Genomic DNA, 18450 nt, shown 5'->3' on the forward strand with positions numbered 1-18450 from the left:
GGAGCCACTGCGGAGCATTGGCGACCGACGACAACGCGGCAAGCCGCGGTGCCAGGCGGGCCGGGCCCGGCCATGATCCGCCGGACACCCCCTAGCGGCTGTCGCCCGTCCAGTCCCAGTGGACCTGGTCCTGGGCGCGGCGGCGGTAGTGGGCGCGGCCGCCCGCCCCGTAGCGCCCTATCTCCGTCGGGAGGCGGGCCTCCTCGGCGAGCTGGGGCGCGCTCCAGCCCGTGATGTCGAGCAGGAGCCCGTCGAGCGGCCCGCCCACGAGCTCGCCGTAGACATGGCCGGGGCGCGGTCCGGGGTCGGGGTCTTCGTGGTCGGCGCCGTAGACCCGGCGCCGGAGCATCCTGTCGTCCATGGCCCCAGCTTCACAGGCACCACTGACAACGGGCGATGATGGCGCCGGAGGACACGCACGGACGAGGAGCGGAACGCACATGGCGGCACGTCGGGTACACCAGCCACTGGAGGACCAGGAGTTCGACTTCATCCTCTCGATGACGACGGGGCCGGTTCTCGCCTACTTCTGCGGGTCCTGGCCCAAGGCCCTCGAGGCCTGCCGCGCCATGGACGCGGTCGTCGGCGAACTGGCGGCGGAGTACGGGGCGCGGCTCACCGCCGTCCGCACCGACATAACCCGCTGCCCCGGTCCGACCAGGCGTTACGGAGTGACCGGCGCCCCGACCGCCGTGCTCATCGAGGGCGGCGAGGCGGTCGCGAGCCACGCCGGGCCCATGACGCGCGAGGAGCTCCGGGAGTTCCTGGACGCCCGCCTCTGAGCGGTGCGGGCCCCTGTTGGGCCCTGCGGGCGAACTCGGGCGATCTGGCCGAAAGTGGCATGGGAAGGATAGGTGCCCCAGGCATGTAATGGAGTCCGGCGAGACGGAACCACGGCTTGCGAGGTACTTCATGTCAGAGACTGTCGCCTTCCCCCAGGACCGAACCTGCCCCTATCACCCGCCGACCGCCTACGCACCGCTCCGGGAGGGCCGGCTGGCGGGGCGGCCGCTGTCCCGGGTCACCCTCTTCGACGGCCGCTCCGTATGGGTGGTCACCGGACACGCGGAGGCGCGCGCCCTGCTCTCGGACGGCCGGCTCTCGGCCGACCGCACCAACGCCGCCTTCCCCATGCCCACCCGGCGGTTCAAGGGGGTGCAGAACCGCCGGACCGCGCTGCTCGGGGTCGACGACCCGGAGCACAACACGCAGCGCCGGATGCTGATCCCCTCCTTCACCCTGAAGCGGACGGCCGCCCTGCGGCCCCGCATCCGGGAGACGGTGGACCACCTGATCGACGCGATGGAGGCCGCGGGGCCGCGCGCGGAGCTCGTCTCCGCCTTCGCCCTGCCGGTGCCCTCGATGGTGATCTGCTCCCTGCTCGGAGTCCCGTACGAGGACCACGAGTTCTTCGAGGGGCAGTCGAGGCGGCTGCTCCGCGGGCCGGAACCGGCCGATGTCGAGGAGGCCCGCCGCCGGCTCGACGCGTACCTGACCGACCTGATCGGGCGCAAGCGCCGGGAGCCCGGGGACGGGCTGCTCGACGAGCTGATCGCACAGCGCCTGGAGACGGGCGAGGTGGACGTGCCGGAGCTGATCGACCTCGCCCTGATCCTGCTCGTCGCGGGGCACGAGACGACGGCCAACATGATCTCGCTCGGCACCTTCACCCTCCTGCTCCATCCCGAGCAGCTGGCCGAGCTGCGCGCGGACCCGGCGCTGATGCCGACGGCCGTGGAGGAGCTGATGCGGTTCCTGTCCATCGCGGACGGCATGCTGCGGGTGGCCACCCAGGACATCGAGATCGGCGGGGTGACGGTGCGCGCGGACGACGGGGTGATCTTCTCCACCTCCGTCATCAACCGCGACCAGTCCGTCTTCGAGGATCCCGACGCGCTGGACTGGAGCCGGCCGGCCCGGCACCACGTGGCCTTCGGCTTCGGCGTCCACCAGTGCCTGGGCCAGAACCTGGCCCGCGCCGAGATGGAGATCGCCCTCGGAGCCCTCTTCGAGCGGCTGCCGGGCCTGCGGCTGGCCGCCGAGCCGGACCGGATCCCGTTCAAGCCCGGGGACACCATCCAGGGCATGGTCGAGCTCCCCGTGGCCTGGTGAGCGGCATGCCGGCGGCCCCGCTGCACATCGACATCGACACCGGCGTCTGCATCGGCGCCGGCCAGTGCGCGCTGACCGCGCCCGGGGTCTTCACCCAGGACGACGACGGCTTCGGCGAACTGCTTCCCGGGCGGGAGGACGGCGCGGGCAGCGCGCTGGTCCGGGAGGCGGCCCGCGCCTGCCCGGTCTCGGCCATCACCGTGCGGGAGGCGTAGGAGGGCACAGGCGGCTACTTCCTGTACAGTTGTCCAGGAAGTAGCCCACCACAGCCATCGATTCCCGTCCCCGGGCGATGGGGAACGGAGCCGGTCATGGACACGGTCGCCCTGATACTGATCGGCCTCGTGGCCGCGCTGCACCTGTACTTCCTGGTCCTGGAGATGTTCATGTGGCAGCGCCCGCCGGGCCGGGCGCTGTCCGGGTTCGACGCGGACACGGCCCGCCTGACGGCGACTCTCGCCGCCAACCAGGGGCTCTACAACGGCTTCCTCGCCGCGGGCCTGGTCTGGGGGCTGGTGATCGGCTCGCTCGCCACGCAGGTGTTCTTCCTCGTCTGCGTGATCGTCGCCGGGGTGTTCGGGGCCGCGACCGCCAACCGCCGCATCCTGCTCGCCCAGGCCCTGCCCGGCGCCCTCGCCCTCGGCGCCGCGCTGCTGGCCGCATGACCGCGTGAGCCCGGAGGACCCGCGCACGGCGCGCACGAAGGCGCGGCTGCGCGAGAGCCTGCTGGCCGAGTGCGCGGACCGGCCGCTGGCCGAGGTCAGCGTCTCGGCGGTGGTCCGCCGCGCCGGGGTCGGCCGTGCCACGTTCTACCTGCACTACGAGGACCTCCCCGCGCTCGCCGTGGACGCGTGCGCGGAGGTGGTCCACGCGGCGGTCGACGCCCTGCACGCCTGGCAGACCGGCCCGGGATCCCGGGCCCCGCTGCGGCCTCCGGAGGCGCTGGCCGGCTTCTTCGCGGACGCGGCCGCACACGCCCCGCTCTACCGCACGCTGCTCCTCCCGGGCGGCGGGGGGCCGCTGGGCGACCGGCTCCACCGGGAGCTGCGCGCCCGCGCACGCGCCGAGCGCGCGGCGGTGGGCGCCCCGCACGCGGACCTCGTCGCCTCGGCGGTCGCGGCCGCCTTCACCGGCGTCCTGGCGGACTGGCTGCACGGGCAGGTCCCGGCGAACCCGCCGGAGCTGGCCGACCGGGTGTGGTCGCTCCTGCTGGCCCTGCACCGGGCCGTATAGGGCGGCCGGACGCGCGCGAGCCCCGCCGGGCGGGCCGGCGGGGCTCGGTTCACGGCTGGGGCTCAGCGGCCCGGCGCGCGAAGCGGTACTACGTGAGGGGAACCACCCGCTCGGCCTGGGGGCCCTTGGGGCCCTGGGTGACGTTGTACTCGACCTTCTGGTTCTCGTCGAGCGACTTGAAGCCCTGCGTCTCGATCGCGGAGAAGTGCACGAACACGTCGGGGCCGCCGTCGTCCTGCTGGATGAAACCGAACCCCTTCTCCGAGTTGAACCACTTCACGATGCCTGTTGCCATCTGGCTGATCCTTCTCAACGTTCCACTGCGGGCCGCTGAACGCGGCCGTCTCGATCCTGCCCAACCGTCCCGTGCGGCACACGCCCAACGCGTCCAACCGTGGGCGTGCCGCGCATTCGAACTTCTGGCCGCCCTGTCCACGGAACGGGGGACCGCCGCCCGCGGAGGGCCTCGGCGCCCGGCCGTTCAGGCGCCGCCGTCCCCAGTCGGCAGCGCGGCGGCGGACCGCGGAGGCGGGGCCGATACGAGGGCCCGACGGGGGCCGCCGACCCGGCAGCCGAGGCAGTCCGCGTGCCCCGCATGGGCACGGGCGTCGCGCACGCGCCAGTCCCACTCGCTCGCGGGGCGGGGGCCGCTGGGCTTGCCCCACCCGGCGAGGTGCAGCAGCCAGGTGACGATCCCGGCCGCGACGACGAGGCCGAGGCCGAGCCAGATGCCGGGCGTCCAGGCCGTGCAGACGGACACGCCCGCTCCGGCGGAGCCCAGCAGGGCCAGGGCGGTGCCGGTCCAGCCGGCCACCGTGTGGCCGAGGTCGACGTGACCGTGAGCGCTCATGATTCTCCCTGGTCGGAGGGTCGGCAGTAGGCTCGGAGCAGGATGTTTTATCTCACGAGCTAAGTAACTTAGATGCTAAGGAGTATCTCCGTGCAAGGCAAGCCCCGCCCCCCGGCCACCGCCGCGGACGCGATCTCGCACATGGACCAGTTCGTCGCGCTGGGCATCGTCGGCCAGCAGGAGGTGGCGCAGCGCCTCGGGCTGAACGTCACCGACCTGACCTGCCTCGGGCACATCCTGGGCGCCGGGGACAGCCCGCTCGCCGCCGGCGACCTCGCCGGGCTGCTCGACCTCACCACCGGCGCCGTGACCGGGGTGCTCAACCGGCTGGAACGGGCCGGGTACGCCCGGCGCCGGCCCGACCCCGCCGACCGGCGGCGGGTGCGCGTCGTGCCCGATCCCGCGGCCGCCGCCCGGGTCGTCGCGGTCTACCAGCCCTTCTACGACCGGCTCGGCGCACTGTTCGCCGACTACACCCCCGACGAGATCGCCGTGATCACCGACTGGTTCCAGCGCGCCGCCGTCGAGGTGCGCGACCACTGCGCACAGGTGCGGGCGGGCGAACTGGACGCCGGAGGGGCATAGCCCCCGCTGGTACCATGGGCGGTTGACCATCTCGCTTTCCACTGCTTCGAAAGGTCCTGCATGAGGAACCAGTCGGCTCATGGCCGTTTCGGTGTGAAGGGCGGTGCCAGGCCCGGTGCGAAGACCGCCGCCAAGGCCCCCCGCAGCACCGGGCCCCAGGGTGAGTTCACGATGCACGAGCCGAAGGTGCCGGGCCTGGCGCCGGTGGCCTCGTTCTCCGAGCTGGACCTGCCCGCCGAGCTGGTGACGACCATGGCCGAGCTCGAGGTCAGGGAGCCGTTCCCGATCCAGGCCGCGACGCTGCCCAACGCGCTGGCCGGCCGGGACGTCCTGGGCCGCGCTCGGACCGGATCCGGCAAGACCCTCGCCTTCGGACTGGCCCTGCTCGCCCGCACCGCGGGGCAGCAGGCGGACCCGAAGCGCCCGCTGGCGCTGGTCCTCGTACCGACGCGCGAGCTGGCACAGCAGGTGACCGAGGCGCTGGACCCGTACGCCAAGGCCCTGAAGCTGCGGATGGCCACCGTGGTCGGCGGGCTGTCGATCGGACGTCAGGTGAGCGCGCTGCGCACCGGCGCGGAGGTCGTGGTGGCCACCCCCGGGCGCCTGAGCGACCTGGTCGGGCGGCGCGACGTCCACCTGGAGCGGGTGCGGATCACCGTGCTCGACGAGGCGGACCAGATGTGCGACATGGGATTCATGCCGCAGGTCACGGAGATCCTGGACCAGGTGCACCACGCGGGGCAGCGCATGCTGTTCTCGGCGACCCTGGACCGCAACGTGGACCAGCTGGTCCGCGGCTACCTCAAGGACCCGGTGGCGCACTCCGTCGACCCGCAGGCGGGCGCGGTGACCACGATGGACCACCACGTGCTGCACATCCACGCGGCCGACAAGTATTCGGCGGCGACGGAGATCGCGGCCCGCGACAACCGCGTGCTGATGTTCCTCGACACCAAGCACGGCGTCGACCAGTTCGTGAAGCACCTGCGCGCCATGGGCGTACGGGCGGAGGGGCTGCACAGCGGCAAGTCGCAGCCCCAGCGCACCCGGACCCTGGCCCAGTTCAAGACGGGGGCCGTCACCGTCCTGGTCGCCACCAACGTCGCGGCGCGCGGCATCCACATCGACGACCTCGACCTCGTGGTCAACGTGGACCCGCCCGCGGACCACAAGGACTACCTGCACCGCGGCGGGCGCACGGCCCGGGCCGGCGAGTCCGGCCGGGTCGTCACCCTCGTCACGCCCAACCAGCGCCGGGACATGGTCCGGCTGATGTCGGACGCGCGGATCCGGCCGACGATCACCCAGGTGCGGTCCGGGGAGGCGGCACTCAGCCGGATCACCGGCGCGAAGGCGCCCTCCGGGGTGCCGCTGTCCGGCGCCGCACCGACCGACGCCAAGGGCAGGCCCTCCGGCACGGAGCTCGGCTTCCGCGGGATGGGCACCCGGCCGGGGCGGCCGGGCCGGGGCAAGGAGTCCCGCAAGACCCTGGAGGCGCGGCAGCAGGCCGAGGCCCGCCGGGCGGCCCGGGTGCGCAAGGGCCTCTGACGCGCGTGCGCCGCGTGCGCCGGATCCCGCGGGGCGGGTCCGGCGCACGCGGCGACGGTCGTACGGTGTCGGTCAGCCGCGCCGGCTGCGGCGCCAGGAGACGATCGCGCGGGTGACGACCGGCGGCAGCAGGTCCTTGGCGAGCTTGCGCCACGGGGCGGCCGGCTTGCGGGCGGCAGCGGGAGCAGCGGCGACGGGGGCCTTCGGGGGCGCGGGGCGCAGCGGCTGCGGGAGCGCCGGCGGCCGGGCCCCGGCGTCCGATATCTGCACCAGGGACCGGTCCCCGATCACGTCCACGCCGTGCCCGAGGTCCGACCGGTCCTCCAGCCAGGCGAGGAGGGCCTTCTGGTGGTCTTCCGGGTCGCCCCAGGTCGCGTAGAGCTTCATGTCGGAGACGCAGATCGGGTTCAGCCCGCCCGAGACCACCGCCGACCAGACCGCGGCGGCGACGCCGGGACAGTGCGCGGAGCGGTAGTCGTCGAAGACCACCACCGCGTCCGGGGTCGCGACGAGCCGTGAGGACTCGATGTCCGTGACGACGTGCTCGTAGAGGTGCGAGGCGTCGATGTGTATGAAGCGGCAGCTCGCCGGGCGCACCTCGGCGCCGACGACGGAGGTCGGCGCCTGGATCACGGTCGGCAGGGCCTCGTGGAAGGCCAGGTAGTTCGTCTCGAACCCGCGCCGGGTGAGCGTGGGGTACGACATGCGGTTCTCCGCGAGGTTCGACTCGTCCACGGCGGGCGAGTCGAACAGGTCACAGACGGTGAACTCCTCGCCCTCCCGCAGGTAGCGGCCGAGGAAGATCGCGCTCTTCCCCATGAAAACGCCCAGTTCCAGAAGGTCGCCCGGGTGAGCGGCACCGCTGTTCTGGCGGGTCAGGAACCAGTCGAAGAGCACCTGGTCGGAGGCCGAGAACCAGCCGTTGACGTCACCGTAGGCGGTGGGTACGGGCAGGGCCTGCTCGTCGTCGGCGGTGACGGGAGCATGCGAAACGTGCGACACGGAGAGTCATCCTCCAGCGGAGTGGCATCGATCCAACGCTGATACCCGGCCGGGTTATTCGCACCTTAGACGCCCAACAGCCGCCTGACGAGCCTCTGATCGCACAAGCATGGAATTCCTGCCGTCGAATTCCGTGGTCACCGGACGTCGTTCAGCCGGAGGCCGCGGCGGCGGTACGGCGGCTCAGCCGGCCGGCGGCGGCGTTGCGCACGCGGCGGGTGCGGGCGTCGGTGGCGAGCAGGCCGAGGGCTTCGTACGAGGTCAGGAGCTGGGCGGCGGTGCGCTGGCACCAGTCCGAGGCGCCCACGAGCTCCGCGGCGGACCAGGGCTCGCCGCGGGTGATGGCCTTGAGCAGGGTCCATTCGCGCAGCCTGCGCTCGGGGAAGGCGCGGCCTGCGAGCACCCCGGTCATGGCCTGCGCCCAGGCGGGGAAGCCGTCGTCGGCCAGCAGCCGTGCCGCGCGCCGGTCCAGGTGGGTGACGACCGCGCTCTCGGCCATCACCGGGTCGGGGTCGCGCAGCACGACGGCCACGGCCTCGGCCTCGGCCCCCGCACCCCGCGCCCCGGCCAGGGCCTCGAGGTGGCGGCCGTACCGCCAGTGCTCGGGGGGCTCGGTGGCGCCGCCGGCGTCCGTGCGGCTCATCGGGCGCCGCCGAGGCCGTCCACGGCCCGGCCCGCTGCCGTGGGCCCGACCGGCACTCTCCGCGATATGCCGGTGGCGGACCGCTGCTTCGTCTTCCCTCTGCCCATGGCACCCATTCCACACGACCGCCGGAAGCGGCCGGCGCCCAGGGTCCCGCTACGACCGCCAGGAGGGGAGCAGCATGAGGGACTCGGCCCCGATCGGGCGGTAGCCCGCGGCCTGGAAGGCTCGGACGCTCCGCGCATTGCCGGTGGCCTGCTGTGACCAGACCGGTGCGCCGCCGGGGACGAGGTGGCGGGCGGCGAGGGCCAGTTCGCGGCCCAGTCCCCGGTGGCGGGCGTCCTCGTCCACCTCGATCGCCACCTCCCAGCGGCCCGCGACCCCCCTGCCGAGGACGAGCACCCCGCCGTGCGCCGCCCAGACCCGTACGTCGTCGCGGCGGATCAGGGCCCGTTGGACGCGGGGGTGGTCGGGGTCGTCGATCTCGCGCAGCTCCAGCGGGGGTGCGCCGGGCAGCGCGCCGGCGACCGTCAGCAGGTCGATCGTGTCGGTGCGGCGTCCCGTCCGGTCGAGGAGCGCGGCCAGGAACCGGGCGTTCATGGTGGCGGCGAGCGCGTCGGCGTCGATCGTGGCGAGGGTGGACCTCACCCAGTCCGGGTCCTCGTCGGTGAACACCACCGAATGGGCGGTGAAGGAGATGACGCCCGCGTCGCGCGGGTTCTGCTGCGGGACCACGGTCGTCCCGCCGTCCGGGGGCGGGAAGCGCCCCTCGGCCGCGGCGTCCAGGATCTCCCCCAGTGTCCGCGCGGATGTAGGTGCCGGTGCAGGTGTCGGGCCCATGCCGCCTGTCCCCCCTCGTGACGTGTGGTCGGGGAAGATCGTCTCATCTGCGGGGAACGCCGTTCGGGCAGGCCGTGCGGAGAGCCGGATCCGGCACGCGCACCGGCTCTCCGCGGCCGCGGTCAGCCGCCGGCGCCCGGCCCCTCCGGCCGGGGCAGCGGAGCGCCCGTCTCCAGGAGGGTCTTGAGGCTGGAGGCGAGCATCGGCCAGGCCCGACCGCACATGCCGATCAGCGTGCCGCCCGGGGTGAAGCCCTCGTGCTTGATGGTCAGCCGGGCGAGGGTGTCGCCGACCGGCTCGATTTCGTACGTGACCTTCGTGCGCGGCTCCTCGGCCAGTTCGGCCCGCAACTCCTCGCCGATCCCGGCCGAGGCCGCCCACTGCGGGGTGAACGTGTGCCAGGTGTAGGAGAGCAGCCGGTCCGGGATGCAGTCGAGGACCACCTGCTCGGGGTCACTGGTGCGGGCACCGCGCTCGACCCAGGCCATCACCGAGCCCACCGCCCAGTCGGTCTCGAAGCTCAGCCCCCAGTAGCGGCGGGTGAAGGCCGGCTCGGTGAGGGCCTGCCAGACTCGGGCGGGATCGGCCTGGATGTACACGGTGTAGGTGATCGCACTGTCGCTCATGGCCCCATGCTGCGGGACCGTGCGCCGCGGACGCCGGATTTACCGGTCACGGCGCCGCCCCGGCCGGGCCCGGTACCGCTCGTACCGGGGCCCGGGTCCCGCTCCCCCGTGGTCACCAGCGCACGCCCTCCTCGGGGAGTTCCGTGGCGGGGGTGCGGGCGGGGGCGGGGAGGGCGAGGCGGGTGCGGGCCGTGTGGGCCGCGGCGAGCTCCCGGGCGCCCTCCGGGCCCCAGTCGCTCAGCTCGCGGACCTGTTCCGGGGTGGCCAGCAGCCGGGCGTACGCCGGGTCCGCCGCCGGGGGCAGGCAGGTGAGCCGGGCGGCGGTGCGGGCGTGGGCGCCCTCGTCGCCGTGCCGGTAGCCGAGCGGGGCGGCCCCCGTGGTGGGGGCGGCCGTCGGAGACGGGAGGTGGACGGCACCGGTGGCCCGCGCGACCAGGACCAGGACCCGGCCGTCCGGAGCGAACAGCCAGCCGCAGCGGTCCCGTACCGGCAGGTGCGCGGGGACCGGGCCCGGGTGCCAGGTGCCGCGCTGCGGGGTGCGGCGGGTGCGGAGCACGCCGAGCCGGTCCAGGGCGGTGGGGGCGGTGGGGCGGCCGTCCTCCAGCAGGGCGGTCCCGGAGCCGTTGACGCGGGCGCGCAGGGCGGACAGGGCGCGGCGGGCGTCGCCCGCGTCCATCAGGTCGGGCAGGTCGGCGGGCTCGGCGAAGTGGATCCCGGTGACCTCCTGGGCGGGGAGCCGCACGGAGTCGATCCGCTCCGGGGTCCAGGTCCCGCCGTCGTAGACGTGCAGGACCTCCCCGGGGAACCGCATCTCGGGCGGGAAGCCGGGGGTGTCGGCGGGGATCCAGTCCACGGCGAGCCCGCGGGGGTAGCGGCCGTCGACGCCGAGCTCCTCGCGCATCTCCCGGGCCGCCGCCGCGGAGGGCGCCTCCCCGGCGTCCACGGCTCCGCCGGGCAGCAGCCGGTCGGCGCGGTAGTCGACGCTCTGGACGAGGACCCGGCCGTCGGCGTCGGTGACGAGGACGACGGCCGCGGTCCACACCGCGGCGCGCGAGGCGCCGTACGCGGCGGGGGTCATCCAGGTCCCGGCCCCCGTCCGCGCCTGCTCCTGCACCTCGTCGGTCTGCTGCGACATCCGAACTCCGTTCACCGTGGGTGGCCCGCCGGCCTGTGCAACCGCGGGCACGGCCCCGTGGTTACGGCGGCCCCGGGACCGGCGCCGACCGCACCCGCTTTACTCTCCGCATACCTCCCATACCTCCTTATTACCCTGTTACGTCGATCTTGGTACGGTCCCCTGGCGGACTGGCGGCGTGAAAACCCCCGGTCCGACCACGTCCGCCGGGCTGCTCCCGGCCGGTGAAGAGGGTGGGGGCACCCGTAGGGGTGACGGGTTCGGTCCCGGCGGTGTCCGTGCGGCAGGGTGGGCGGATGCTGCTGCGCCGGGCCCTGCCCCTGACCCTTGCCGCGCTCGTCATGGCCACCGGGTGCGTGACCGTGCACCCCTCCCGCCCACTGGAGCCGCGGCCCCTGGAATCTGCGGCGGCCCGTACCGAGTACGCCCGGCCGACGACGCCCGCGCTGCCGTTGGGACCCCTGCCCGGGGCGCCGGAGTCCGGGGCGCCCGAATCGGGGTCCGCCGCGCCGGCGGCGGCGCGCGGCCCGGCGCCAACCGCCTCCCGGCCGCAGCGGGTGAAGCCCGAGGGGCACGCCCCGAAGAAGCCGGCGCCCGGGAAACCCCGTCCGCGGAAGCCCGCCGCCGCGAAGGGCCGGCCCGCGCCGCTGCGGACGTACGACATGGCCCCCCTGTGCGCCGCGGCCAGGGGCACGGTCTCCCCGGACATCCTGGCCCTCTGCCGCTAGGGGCTGTCCGACCCTGATCCGCCGGACACCCCCTAGCCTAGGTCCTGACAGGCCCCGGACGGGCCCGGCCCGGGCATCCGGCACCATGGCCCGATGGCCTGCGCACCCACGAACCCCGACCGCGGGACCACGGACCCCGCCGCACCGGACCGCGCCCCCGCCCGGCCCGCCCGGACGGTCCGGACCCGCGCGGCGGCGGTGGCGGCCGCCGCGCTGACCGTCGGCGCGGGGCTGGGGCTCAGGGCGGTGGCGGCCGGGGACGTGGCCAAGTACGGCGGCGACGCGCTGTACGCCGTGCTGCTCCTGGCGCTCGTCGTCGCGGCCGCCCCGCGGCTGTCGCCCGCGCGGGCCGCCGCGATCGCGCTCGCCGCCAGCTGGGCGGTCGAGTTCCTCCAGCTCGGTCCGGTGCCCGCGGAGCTCTCCCGGCGCAGCACCCTCGCCCGTCTCGTCCTCGGCTCCACCTTCAACGCGCCCGACCTGGCCTGGTACGCGGTCGGCGCCGCCGCGGGCTGGCTGGTCCACTCCGCGCTGCGGCGGTCCCGGCGCAGCACCGGGACGCGTTAGGGCGTTCCGTACAGGGCGGTGAGTTCGGCGCCCAGGCGGGCCAGCCACTCGCGGACCTCCGGCGGCTCCAGCACCTCCACGCGGCTGCCCAGTCCCGACACGTGCGCGGCCAGCGCCCGCGGTGCCGGGCCGTCGATCCAGACCTCGGTCCAGCCGTCGGGGAGCAGCTCCCCGACGCGCAGGCGGCCGCCGGAGAGCCGGGCCAGCCGGGGCAGAGCGTCGGGGGCGACGCGGGCCCGGGCCGTCACCGCGTAGAGGCGCTCCTCCATGGCTCCGGCCAGTTCCCGCCAGGCCGTCGCGAGGTCGAAGTCCGGCGGCCGGTGGGCCGGTTCGCCGGTCGGCTCGACCGAGACGACCCGGCTGAGCCGGAAGGTGCGCAGCCCGTCCTCCGTACCGGCGACCAGGTACTCGACGCCCGCCTTGGCGACGAGTCCGAGCGGATCGACCACGCGCACCCGGGCCGGCTTGCCCACGCCCTCGTACCCGAGCCGGATCCGCTCACCGTCCACGGCGGCCCGCTGGAGCGCGGAGCGGTGCGGGGTGGCGGCCGTGACGGGGGTGCGCGACCAGTCCGTGCCGTCGACGGCGGCGGCCCGGGAGGCGGCCTCCGCGTCCCCGCGGAGCGTGGCGGGCAGGGCCCGGACCAGTTTGCGCAGGGTGGTGCGCAGTTCGGGGGTGGTCGCCAGCGGGCCGGTGAGGAGGAACAGGGCCCGGATCTCGTCGGCGGTGAGGCCCGTGAGATTGGTACGGGCGCCACCGACCAGGGACCAGCCACCGCCCCGGCCGCGCTGCGCGTACACGGGAATCCCCGCGGCGGCCAGGGCCTCCAGGTCGCGCCGTGCCGTCCGCTCCGACACGTCGAGCTCCGCGGCGACCTCGGCGACGGTGACGCGTCCCCGCTCCTGGAGGAAGAGCAGGGTGGCCACCAGCCGGTCAGCCTTCACGGGAGCCGGTCCGCAGGGCGCTCGGCCGGGTGGTCGGGAGGGTGTTTCGCAGGGCGTTCGGCATGGGGGGAATTCTCCCTGGAAAACAGGCCAGAAGGTGGCCACTTTGACCTCCAGGATGAGGTCATGACCGAAACGAAGCAGTTCACCGCAGCCCAGTCCCCCGCAGCGCAGTCCCCCGCCGTCGACACCCGCCCGGATCTGGCGGCGGCCATCGCCCTCGCCGGGCGCACCCTCGCCGCCGTCCGGCCCGACCAGTACGACGCCCCCACCCCGTGCACCGACTTCGACGTCCGGCGGCTGTCGAGCCACCTCGTCGGCGTACTGCGGCGGATCTCGGTCATCGGGCGCGGCGAGGACCCGTTCAGCGTCCCCTCCTTCGCCGACGAGCTCGCGGACGGCGCATGGGCGGCGGCCTGGGGGCCGGCGGCCGAGGAGGCGGCGAAGGTGTGGGCGGATCCGGAGATCCTGGGCCGCGACCTGCACCTGCCGATCGGCGTGAAGCCGGGCGCGGTCGCGGCGACCATCTACACCAGCGAGCTGACCGTGCACACCTGGGACCTGGCCACCGCGACCGGGCAGCACCCGCAGTGGGACACCGGCCTGCTGGAGCGGCTGCTCGAGGTCATGCGCCGGGCGCTGCCGGCGGAGGCCCGCGGCGGGCGGATCCCCTTCGGCGAGGTCGTCCCGGTGGCGGAGGACGCCTCCGCCCTCGACCGGCTGGTGGCCTGGTCGGGCCGCCGCCCCTGAGTTATTCGATGGATGGGTCCGCCCCGCATACCTACAGTGACGAGGCACCACGTCGTCGAGCAGGAGCGGATCATGCGCACCCACTATCCCCGTACGCCGCACCTGCCCTGGTCCCCCGGGGCGGCGGCGGACGACGTGCGGGCCGCCGGACTGGCGGGGCTGGCCGGGCGCGAGGTCGTGGTGACCGAGAAGCTCGACGGGGAGAACACCACCCTCTACTCGGACGGCCTGCACGCCCGCTCGCTCGACTCGGCGCACCACCCCTCGCGGGCCTGGGTCAAAGGGCTCCAGGGCCGGATCGGCGCAGGGATCCCGGACGGCTGGCGGGTGTGCGGAGAGAACCTGTACGCCCGCCACTCGATCCCGTACGAGGACCTCGACAGCTGGTTCTACGGGTTCTCGGTCTGGGACGGGGAGCACTGCCTGGACTGGGACCGGACCGTACGGTTCCTGCGCGGCCTGGGCGTGCCCGTTCCGCGCGTGCTGTGGCGGGGCGTCTTCGACGAACGCGCGCTGCGCAAGCTGCGGCTCGACACCACGCGGCAGGAAGGCTACGTCGTGCGCACCACGGCGGGCTTCGCGCGCGGGGACTTCGGGCGCCGTGTGGCCAAGTGGGTGCGCGGCGGACACGTACAGACCGATACGCACTGGATGTTCGCGCAGGTCGTGCCCAACGGGCTCGGCCCGGCCGCCCCGTTGTGGGCGGTTCGGTCCGGGGCCGAGGCGGACGCGGCGGGGCTGTGCACGGCCGTGGGCATGACCGCGTCTCCCGATCCGGACGAGGTCGCCCTGGCGGCCGCCCGCATCGACGGGGCGGGGCGGACCGGGGACGACCGGCTGGCCGGCGTACTGGCCGCCGTGCTGCGCCGTGAACCGCGGGCCGGGATCATGGCGCGGCTCGCGGCGGGACCCCTCGGGATGCGGCTCGCACGGCAGGTGGGCGACCTGGTCGGGCTGTACCCCTACCTCCAGCGGCCGTTCCCTGACGCGGAACGGCGGGCCGGGCTGGTCCGGATGGCCGCCGCGGCCGACCTCGGGGTGCTGCACGCGCTCGCCGGGGCGCTGGCGGACGGCCCCGAGGCGCTGGAGCACGCCGAGTGGTCCGCGCTCTGCGCCGAAGAGGCCGGGCTGCTCGGCGCCGACCCGCTGGGAGCCCTGCGCACCGGCCTGCGGGAGTCCCTCGCCGGGCTGGACGCGGAGGCCGCCGACCGGTGCTGGGCGGAAGCCCGTCGCGCCTTCGGGCAGGGCCGGATCAGCGGCGCCGCCGTCGAGGAGGCGGTGGCGGCGACGTGGCAGTGGCGTGGAGGGGCGTTCCCCCGGCTGGTGCAGCTCTGCGGCCCCTCGGGCAGCGGGAAGAGCACCTTCGGCCGCGCCCTGGCGGGCGTGGACGCGTACGTCGCGCTGGACGACCTGCGTGCCGCACGGGGCTCCCGCGCGGACCAGCGGGCCAACGCGGAGGTGCTGGGCGAGGGCCTGGACCGGCTGGACGCCGCGCTGGCCCGCGGCGGCACGGTGGTGTGGGACGCCACCTCGCTCACCGACCAGCAGCGGGGCCTGGCCGGCTCCGTCGCCCGCCGCCGGGACGCGCTGGTCACCCATGCCGTGCTGCTGGTCGGCGAGGAGGAACTGGGCCGCCGCAACGCAGTGCGCCCGCATCCGGTGCCGGCGGCGGTCCTCACCTCCCAGCTGCACCGGTTCAGCCCGCCGTATCCCGGTCAGGCACACCGCACGTGGTACGTCGGCGCGGACGGCAGCGTCGCGGACGGGGCGGGCGGCCTGGCCGGACCGCACGGAGAGGGCGGGGGCTCCTGATGCGCACCAGCGAGCAGCTCTACCACCAGGTCCGCTGGGACCCCCGGTTCGACCCGGCGCGGTTCGTCCTCGGCCTGTTGCAGCGCGGCGCCGCGCCCAAGCGGGTCCCGCTGCCCTCCTTCGTGCCCGGCGGCGACATCCCCTGGCACCGGGTGCTGTTCGTCGAGGCGGACGGCGAGCTGGTGTGGGACCGGGCCTCCGGAGTCGACCGGATCGACCTGACCGAGGCGGGCCGCGTCCGCGCACCGCGCCTGCTGCGCGCCCCGTTCTTCACGGCCCGCACCCCGCACGCCTGGGACCCGGCGGGCGCCGCCTGGCGCCCGGCCGAGGCCCGCACCGCGCCTGACGGCGCCCCGGCCGACGTGCGGCTGCTCACCTGGAACACCCTCTGGGACCGCTACGACGCCCCGCGCATCGCGACCGCCCGGCGCAGGCCCCTGCTGCTGGCCGAGCTGGCGGCCGCCGATGCCGACGTCATCGCGCTCCAGGAGGTCGAGCCCGGCCTGCTCGGCATGCTGCTGGCGGCGGAGTGGGTGCGTGCCGGGTACACCATCGGCACGGATCCGCGCGGCCGGGACGTCCCCGAGTGCGGGCTGCTGGTGCTGAGCCGACTGCCGGTGCGGGAGGCCGGGCTGCACGTGCTCGGCCCGCACAAGGCGGTCACCGCCGTGACGGTGGACACCGCGGGCGGACCGCTGGTCGTCGCCGCGACCCACCTGACCAGCGATCACACCGAGCGGGGGGACCTGCGGAGGGAGGCCGAACTGGCCCGGCTCGCCGATGGCCTGGGCGGCATCGAGGCCTCCGTGGCTCTGCTCGGCGACTTCAACGACGGCCGCTCCGGAGCCGAGGGGCCGGCGGCCGCACTCGGCATGCGGGACGCGTGGAACGACGTGCACGGGGCGGCCGACGCCACACCGACCTTCGACCCTGCGGCCAATCCGCTGGCCGCCGTCGGTTCCCTGACCGGCCGGGCCTCCCGGCTGGACCGGATCCTGCTGCGCGCGGCCGGAGCCCGCGTCGCACGAGCGGCGCTGCGCGGCGACTCACCCGACGCCGAGGGCCTGTTCCCCTCCGACCATTACGCGGTGGAGGCGGCGCTCGGCTTCGGCGCAGCGCGCGCCGGGCTGGACGTACCGGCGACGGCACGCACGGCGGTGGCCTGGCTGCCACCGCACCTCCCCGGGGCCGTGGCCGACCTGCGGCGCGAGCACGACCCGCAGGCCGGCCGCTGGCCCGCACACGTGAACCTGCTGTTCGGCTTCGTCCCGGAATCCTCCTTCTCGGAGGCCCTGCCCCTGCTTTCCGAAGTCGCTTCGGGAACCGCCCCCTTCACCACCGAACTGGGCGGTGTGTACGAGTTCGGGCACCGCGAGGAAGCCACCCTCTGGCTGGACCCGGCCGCGGCCGGTGACGCCCCCTGGCAGGAGCTGCGCCGATCCCTGGCGGAACGGTTCCCCCCCTGCCGGGGCCGGGCCGAGGGCTACACCCCGCACCTGACGCTCGGCCGCAGCCGCGACCCGCGCCGCGCCGCGGCGGAGTTCGCCGCCCGGCTCGGCCCCGCCCTGTCCGTGCGGGTCGGGGAACTGGCCGTGCTCTCGCGGCGCGGGGACGGCCCGATGCGGGTGCGGGCCACCGTGGCCCTGGGCACCGGCGAGGTCCGGTGGGTCCCGGAGCACGCGGCCGAACACGCACCCACCCCCGCCGGCCCGGTGACCGAGCGGCTGCGCGCCGCTCTGCCCGAGGCGGAGCTGCACGTGGCCGGCTCCCGGCGGATGGGCTGCGAACTGCCGACGGCGGACCTCGACCTGGTGGCGGCCCTGCCCGATGCGGCCGGCCTCGGCGACCGGGTGGCCGCGGCGCTGCCGGAGGCCCGGCGGCTGCGCGAGGTGACCGGAGCACGGGTGCCGGGGCTGCGGTTCCGCGTCGGCGCCCTCGACGTGGACCTGGTGGCCGTCGCCACCGGCGCCCAGGACCCGGCGCAGGCCGTGTCGCGCCGCTCCGAACTGGGCGAGGCGGCGGCCCTCGCGCTGAGCGCGGTGAGCGACGCCGATGCGGTACGGCGGTACGCGGGCGCGGAACACGAGGCCTTCGCGGGCCTCGCCCGGCAGGTGAAGGCCTGGGCCCGGGCCCGGGGCCTGGACTCGGCCCCGTTCGGCGGGCTGCCGGGGCTGGCCTGGTCGGTGCTGGCGGCGCGTACCGTCCGCGAAGCCGCCGACCGCTCCCCCGCCGGCCTGCTCCTGGACTTCTTCGGCACCTGGGCCGCCTGGGACTGGCGCACCCCGATCGCCCTGTCCCCATCCCCCTCCCCGTCACCCCCGGCCCCGCTCACGATCCTCACCCCGTCCCCTCCCGTACGCAGCTGCACGGCCCAAGTGGGCCCGGGCATGCGGGAGCTGCTGGTCCGGGAGCTGTACGAGGCGTGGGAGCTGCTGTCCGCCGACGCGACGGCCGCCACCACCGCCGCGCCCCCGCTGCACCGCAGGCACGCCGCGTGGGCGGTGGTGACCGTACGGACGCCCCCGGGCGGGGAGTTCGAGGAGGCCCTGGGCCGGATGCGGGGCCGGCTGCGGGTGCTGCTCGGCGGCCTGGAGGAGGCCGGGGTCCCCGACGCCCACGCCTGGCCCCGGCCCTTCGAGTCCGGCCCGGGCCTCGCCCGCTACGCGATCGGGCTGGGCCTGACGCCGCCGGATGCCGGGGGGCTCGCCGCGGTGTCCGCCGGCTGGGCCCGGGGCCTGCCGGGCGTCGAAGTCACCCACGCCCCGGGCGGCGAGGTCCCGGACCTCCCCTGAGCCCTGGGGCCCGCCGAGGTCGCGTATGCCGGGGTGCCCCGCAGCCCGCGCTCCCGCGCCGCCGGGGTCGGGTGTGCGGCGGGGTGCCCCGCAGGGCGTCGAACGCAACCACCCTCTCCGTCTCCGACCCCGTGGAAACGTTCGACGGCCGAGGAGGTGCCCGGCGCGCGCCCGGGCCCGGCGGCCCCCACGATGCCGCTGCGCGGAGCCGCTCCCCGCCCCGCCCTTCCACCGTTCCCCGGGCTCCGCCCGGACCCTCCCCGAGCTACCGCTGGGGGTACCCCCT

General features: G+C 75.4%; 21 protein-coding genes. 12 read left to right on the forward strand and 9 right to left on the reverse strand.

What is annotated here, in order from left to right; translation table 11 throughout:
* Window positions 1-91 precede the first annotated feature (91 nt).
* Window positions 92-361, reverse strand: coding sequence for a hypothetical protein (locus ACIGFK_RS27545; RefSeq protein ID WP_376655855.1), 270 nt, complete (start codon window positions 359-361; stop codon window positions 92-94).
* A 79-nt stretch (window positions 362-440) separates the two neighbouring features.
* Here ACIGFK_RS27545 and ACIGFK_RS27550 point away from each other — a divergent pair, with 79 nt between their 5' ends.
* From ACIGFK_RS27550 to ACIGFK_RS27570, 5 genes are all read left to right on the forward strand, one after another.
* The gene (locus ACIGFK_RS27550) at window positions 441-782 is read left to right on the forward strand and encodes a thioredoxin family protein (RefSeq protein ID WP_400053967.1); all 342 of its coding nucleotides are present in this window, start codon (window positions 441-443) and stop codon (window positions 780-782) included.
* 130 nt (window positions 783-912) lie between these two features.
* Window positions 913-2112 carry a cytochrome P450 gene (locus tag ACIGFK_RS27555; protein WP_376655853.1) on the forward strand — a complete coding sequence of 400 codons (1200 nt, stop codon included), beginning with the start codon at window positions 913-915 and terminating at the stop codon, window positions 2110-2112.
* A 20-nt stretch (window positions 2113-2132) separates the two neighbouring features.
* Window positions 2133-2327: a ferredoxin gene (locus tag ACIGFK_RS27560; protein ID WP_376655859.1), complete on the forward strand. Its 195-nt coding sequence runs from the start codon at window positions 2133-2135 to the stop codon at window positions 2325-2327.
* Between the two features lie 96 nt (window positions 2328-2423).
* A complete protein-coding gene (locus ACIGFK_RS27565; RefSeq protein ID WP_386468027.1) occupies window positions 2424-2777 on the forward strand; it encodes a DUF1304 domain-containing protein in 354 nt (117 codons plus the stop codon).
* Window positions 2778-2781: 4 nt separating this feature from the next.
* Window positions 2782-3345, forward strand: a complete 564-nt coding sequence (locus ACIGFK_RS27570; RefSeq protein ID WP_376655851.1) for a TetR/AcrR family transcriptional regulator — start codon at window positions 2782-2784, stop codon at window positions 3343-3345.
* A gap of 88 nt (window positions 3346-3433) precedes the next feature.
* On the opposite strand, the gene ACIGFK_RS27575 is transcribed toward ACIGFK_RS27570, so the two are convergent.
* Window positions 3434-3640: a cold-shock protein gene (locus ACIGFK_RS27575; RefSeq protein ID WP_376655850.1), complete on the reverse strand. Its 207-nt coding sequence runs from the start codon at window positions 3638-3640 to the stop codon at window positions 3434-3436.
* A 186-nt stretch (window positions 3641-3826) separates the two neighbouring features.
* A complete protein-coding gene (locus tag ACIGFK_RS27580; RefSeq protein WP_400053969.1) occupies window positions 3827-4195 on the reverse strand; it encodes an HGxxPAAW family protein in 369 nt (122 codons plus the stop codon).
* Window positions 4196-4285: 90 nt separating this feature from the next.
* On the opposite strand from ACIGFK_RS27580, the gene ACIGFK_RS27585 reads away from it, so the two are divergent.
* Window positions 4286-4780: a MarR family transcriptional regulator gene (locus ACIGFK_RS27585; RefSeq protein ID WP_376655848.1), complete on the forward strand. Its 495-nt coding sequence runs from the start codon at window positions 4286-4288 to the stop codon at window positions 4778-4780.
* A gap of 60 nt (window positions 4781-4840) precedes the next feature.
* Window positions 4841-6328: a DEAD/DEAH box helicase gene (locus ACIGFK_RS27590; protein WP_400053972.1), complete on the forward strand. Its 1488-nt coding sequence runs from the start codon at window positions 4841-4843 to the stop codon at window positions 6326-6328.
* Between the two features lie 72 nt (window positions 6329-6400).
* Here the strand turns inward: ACIGFK_RS27590 and ACIGFK_RS27595 are convergent, their stop codons facing one another.
* From ACIGFK_RS27595 to ACIGFK_RS27615, 5 genes are all read right to left on the reverse strand, one after another.
* A complete protein-coding gene (locus ACIGFK_RS27595) occupies window positions 6401-7330 on the reverse strand; it encodes a class I SAM-dependent methyltransferase (RefSeq protein ID WP_376655846.1) in 930 nt (309 codons plus the stop codon).
* A gap of 151 nt (window positions 7331-7481) precedes the next feature.
* Window positions 7482-7973 (reverse strand): hypothetical protein, encoded by a 492-nt coding sequence (locus ACIGFK_RS27600; protein WP_376655845.1) that lies wholly within the window; start codon window positions 7971-7973, stop codon window positions 7482-7484.
* A 156-nt stretch (window positions 7974-8129) separates the two neighbouring features.
* Window positions 8130-8813, reverse strand: a complete 684-nt coding sequence (locus tag ACIGFK_RS27605) for a GNAT family N-acetyltransferase (RefSeq protein ID WP_376655844.1) — start codon at window positions 8811-8813, stop codon at window positions 8130-8132.
* 122 nt (window positions 8814-8935) lie between these two features.
* Window positions 8936-9439: an SRPBCC domain-containing protein gene (locus ACIGFK_RS27610; RefSeq protein WP_400053975.1), complete on the reverse strand. Its 504-nt coding sequence runs from the start codon at window positions 9437-9439 to the stop codon at window positions 8936-8938.
* Window positions 9440-9551: 112 nt separating this feature from the next.
* The gene (locus ACIGFK_RS27615; RefSeq protein WP_376655842.1) at window positions 9552-10574 is read right to left on the reverse strand and encodes an NUDIX domain-containing protein; all 1023 of its coding nucleotides are present in this window, start codon (window positions 10572-10574) and stop codon (window positions 9552-9554) included.
* A 272-nt stretch (window positions 10575-10846) separates the two neighbouring features.
* Between ACIGFK_RS27615 and ACIGFK_RS27620 the strand changes: the two genes are divergently transcribed.
* Window positions 10847-11302 (forward strand): hypothetical protein, encoded by a 456-nt coding sequence (locus ACIGFK_RS27620; protein WP_400053978.1) that lies wholly within the window; start codon window positions 10847-10849, stop codon window positions 11300-11302.
* Window positions 11303-11395: 93 nt separating this feature from the next.
* Window positions 11396-11866, forward strand: a complete 471-nt coding sequence (locus ACIGFK_RS27625; protein ID WP_376655840.1) for a DUF2809 domain-containing protein — start codon at window positions 11396-11398, stop codon at window positions 11864-11866.
* On the opposite strand, the gene ACIGFK_RS27630 is transcribed toward ACIGFK_RS27625, so the two are convergent.
* Window positions 11863-12810 (reverse strand): helix-turn-helix transcriptional regulator, encoded by a 948-nt coding sequence (locus ACIGFK_RS27630; protein WP_376655839.1) that lies wholly within the window; start codon window positions 12808-12810, stop codon window positions 11863-11865. The two genes, ACIGFK_RS27625 and ACIGFK_RS27630, sit on opposite strands and share 4 nt — an antisense overlap.
* Window positions 12811-12936: 126 nt before the next feature.
* Between ACIGFK_RS27630 and ACIGFK_RS27635 the strand changes: the two genes are divergently transcribed.
* From ACIGFK_RS27635 to ACIGFK_RS27645, 3 genes are all read left to right on the forward strand, one after another.
* Complete coding sequence (locus ACIGFK_RS27635; protein ID WP_376655838.1) at window positions 12937-13560, forward strand: TIGR03086 family metal-binding protein; 624 nt, start codon at window positions 12937-12939, stop codon at window positions 13558-13560.
* Window positions 13561-13632: 72 nt separating this feature from the next.
* On the forward strand, window positions 13633-15372 hold the full coding sequence (locus ACIGFK_RS27640; protein ID WP_376655858.1) for an RNA ligase family protein: 1740 nt from the start codon (window positions 13633-13635) through the stop codon (window positions 15370-15372).
* Window positions 15372-18164, forward strand: a complete 2793-nt coding sequence (locus ACIGFK_RS27645; RefSeq protein WP_400053981.1) for a poly(A) polymerase — start codon at window positions 15372-15374, stop codon at window positions 18162-18164. Before ACIGFK_RS27640 ends, ACIGFK_RS27645 begins: the two co-directional genes overlap by 1 nt.
* The last annotated feature ends 286 nt before the right edge of the window (window positions 18165-18450 follow it).

Origin of the sequence: Streptomyces sp. NPDC085524, from assembly GCF_044541755.1 — a bacterium.
Taxonomy (GTDB): Bacteria; Actinomycetota; Actinomycetes; order Streptomycetales; family Streptomycetaceae; genus Streptomyces.

Coding starts and splice junctions, on each gene's coding strand:
- ACIGFK_RS27605 (WP_376655844.1), bottom strand. CDS start 8,813: ATGGGCCCGACACCTGCACCGGCACCTACATCCGCGCGGACACTGGGG.
- ACIGFK_RS27575 (WP_376655850.1), bottom strand. CDS start 3,640: ATGGCAACAGGCATCGTGAAGTGGTTCAACTCGGAGAAGGGGTTCGGT.
- ACIGFK_RS27610 (WP_400053975.1), bottom strand. CDS start 9,439: ATGAGCGACAGTGCGATCACCTACACCGTGTACATCCAGGCCGATCCC.
- ACIGFK_RS27645 (WP_400053981.1), top strand. CDS start 15,372: ATGCGCACCAGCGAGCAGCTCTACCACCAGGTCCGCTGGGACCCCCGG.
- ACIGFK_RS27590 (WP_400053972.1), top strand. CDS start 4,841: ATGAGGAACCAGTCGGCTCATGGCCGTTTCGGTGTGAAGGGCGGTGCC.
- ACIGFK_RS27625 (WP_376655840.1), top strand. CDS start 11,396: ATGGCCTGCGCACCCACGAACCCCGACCGCGGGACCACGGACCCCGCC.
- ACIGFK_RS27580 (WP_400053969.1), bottom strand. CDS start 4,195: ATGAGCGCTCACGGTCACGTCGACCTCGGCCACACGGTGGCCGGCTGG.
- ACIGFK_RS27640 (WP_376655858.1), top strand. CDS start 13,633: ATGCGCACCCACTATCCCCGTACGCCGCACCTGCCCTGGTCCCCCGGG.
- ACIGFK_RS27545 (WP_376655855.1), bottom strand. CDS start 361: ATGGACGACAGGATGCTCCGGCGCCGGGTCTACGGCGCCGACCACGAA.
- ACIGFK_RS27565 (WP_386468027.1), top strand. CDS start 2,424: ATGGACACGGTCGCCCTGATACTGATCGGCCTCGTGGCCGCGCTGCAC.
- ACIGFK_RS27635 (WP_376655838.1), top strand. CDS start 12,937: ATGACCGAAACGAAGCAGTTCACCGCAGCCCAGTCCCCCGCAGCGCAG.
- ACIGFK_RS27600 (WP_376655845.1), bottom strand. CDS start 7,973: ATGAGCCGCACGGACGCCGGCGGCGCCACCGAGCCCCCCGAGCACTGG.
- ACIGFK_RS27555 (WP_376655853.1), top strand. CDS start 913: ATGTCAGAGACTGTCGCCTTCCCCCAGGACCGAACCTGCCCCTATCAC.
- ACIGFK_RS27550 (WP_400053967.1), top strand. CDS start 441: ATGGCGGCACGTCGGGTACACCAGCCACTGGAGGACCAGGAGTTCGAC.
- ACIGFK_RS27615 (WP_376655842.1), bottom strand. CDS start 10,574: ATGTCGCAGCAGACCGACGAGGTGCAGGAGCAGGCGCGGACGGGGGCC.